Annotated in this window: 2 protein-coding genes and 1 pseudogene; all 3 read right to left on the bottom strand. The window is 66.0% G+C overall.

From position 1 onward, the window contains the following. Window positions 1–175: pseudogene (locus AB4Y86_RS18250) on the bottom strand (flavodoxin family protein); the annotation flags it as partial. Window positions 176–244: 69 nt separating this feature from the next. Further along, window positions 245–859 (bottom strand): FABP family protein, encoded by a 615-nt coding sequence (locus tag AB4Y86_RS18245; protein WP_441403559.1) that lies wholly within the window; start codon window positions 857–859, stop codon window positions 245–247. 181 nt (window positions 860–1,040) lie between these two features. Then, window positions 1,041–1,716: permease (locus AB4Y86_RS18240; protein WP_441403558.1), on the bottom strand; the 676-nt coding region annotated here is incomplete at its 5' end.

Below are 1,716 nucleotides of genomic sequence, written 5' to 3'. Positions count from 1 at the left end.
CCGTGCGGATGACACGGGTGGCCACGCCCTGCCTCTCCATCAGCCGGCGGCTGATCTCGATCAGGCCCTGCGTGTTGGAGGTCTCCGGCGACTTCTTCAGGGTGCCATTGAAGAAGACGGCCTTGAGGTCGCTGAACTTGCCGGTGTTCGGGGTGCCGTTTGCTGTGTCGCTCACTGGGTGCTCCCTGCGTTCGCTGCGGACATCGGAATTTCAGCGAGACCGGCTGGCGGCCGGACCGGCGGTTCAGCCGACCTTGCTGAGAATCGCCGAGGCGTGGGCCTCAAGGCCGCCGCCCGGCGTCGAACCCTTACCGGTGGCCACATCCCAGCGCCAGAGCAGGTTGCCGTCCACCAGGCCGAAGATCCGCGTGGCCGCGGTGTATTCCTTGGAATGGCTGCCGCGCATGACCATGTCGGTGCTGAGCTGGATTTGCGGGCCCTTGATCTGGCCGTAGTACAGCTCGGAGATGCCGCCCGGATGCGCGATGGAAACGGAAATGTCGAAGCCGCCGTCGCCGTTGCGTAGCTCCTCGACTTCGTCCGCGCTCTTGAGCACAGGGACAATGTCGGCCGGGATGAGCCCGGGGCCGCCGTCTTCCTCGCGCTGTTTGCGTTCCAGGGCCCAAAAGCCGGTTTCTACGGTGAGCGGACGAAGCCTGGTTCCGTCGTCGTCCGTCAGCCACGACTCGGCCCGGTATTGCAGGTAGGGCAGCCCGTTGTGGGTGAAGGAGACGTGCTGGAGAAAGTGCTCGGAATCCTCTTCCCCGGCGCCCAACCGTCCCCGGCCTTCCCACTCACCGATGAGCCAGGACAGCGGAACGATTTCCGGGGTCAGATCGCTAGGAATTTCAATCGGCACAGCGGCTACCTCTGGAAGCTACGGGTTGGACGGGTGTTCGCCCGGTCGGCCTACCGCTGGCCTTTGAAGAGCCGGTACACCACGAAGCCGGCGAACCAGGCCATGGAAAGGCCAGCGACGGCAAGCAGGACGAGGAAGAAAATTTCAAATGCAAGTACGGACATGATGCCATCCTAACGCGTTAGTGAATGAGTAGTTTGTCTATGAAGTAGGCCAGCGAACCGACCGCAGAGACCGGCGCCAGACCCATGCCCAGCATGGCGGGCAGGTTCAAGGTTTCGCCCCGGATGATCACGAGCCGCCGGAAGCTGACCAGTACGGCACCGACGACGATTCCGACGAGCGCAGCGGGCAGCACGGCGATGTCCGAGAGCACGAGGCCGGCCAGCGGACCGGCGAGCCCTGCCCCGACGATCCCCAGCGGCGCGACGATCCGGTCCGGCCAGCGGATCAGGCCCGCCATCAGGGCGATCGCGGCGCTGATGGCCGCGATAAGCAGCATTTCCCGGACCCCGTTGAAGCGCGAGCAGGCGATCCAACCGGCGCCAAGACAGGACAGCAGGACGCCGGCGCAGGATCCCAGGGTCGATTCGAGGCGCTGGGCCTGGCCGGTGCCGCGGATCAGCTGCATGACGAAGATGGCCATCACGCCCGCCGCCACGAACGCGGGCGTCCAGTTCAGGAACCCCGGGGCGGGCAGGTAGGTGGCCGCCACGGCCGAGCCGATGCCGGGCAGCCCGATCAGGGCGGCGAGGGTCTTCTTCGCGGGGATGCCCAGGAAGTGCGGCCAGCCAACGCCGACGCAGGCCGCCATGATCACGGCGACAGCCAGCAGGACCTCCGGAGCGGAATAGGTC

Origin of the sequence: Arthrobacter sp. 2YAF22_2 (genome assembly GCF_052114645.1) — a bacterium.
Taxonomy (GTDB): Bacteria; Actinomycetota; Actinomycetes; order Actinomycetales; family Micrococcaceae; genus Arthrobacter.
The sequence above is the reverse complement of the archived record's forward strand: the minus strand, read 5'-3'. Positions and strand labels throughout refer to the sequence as shown.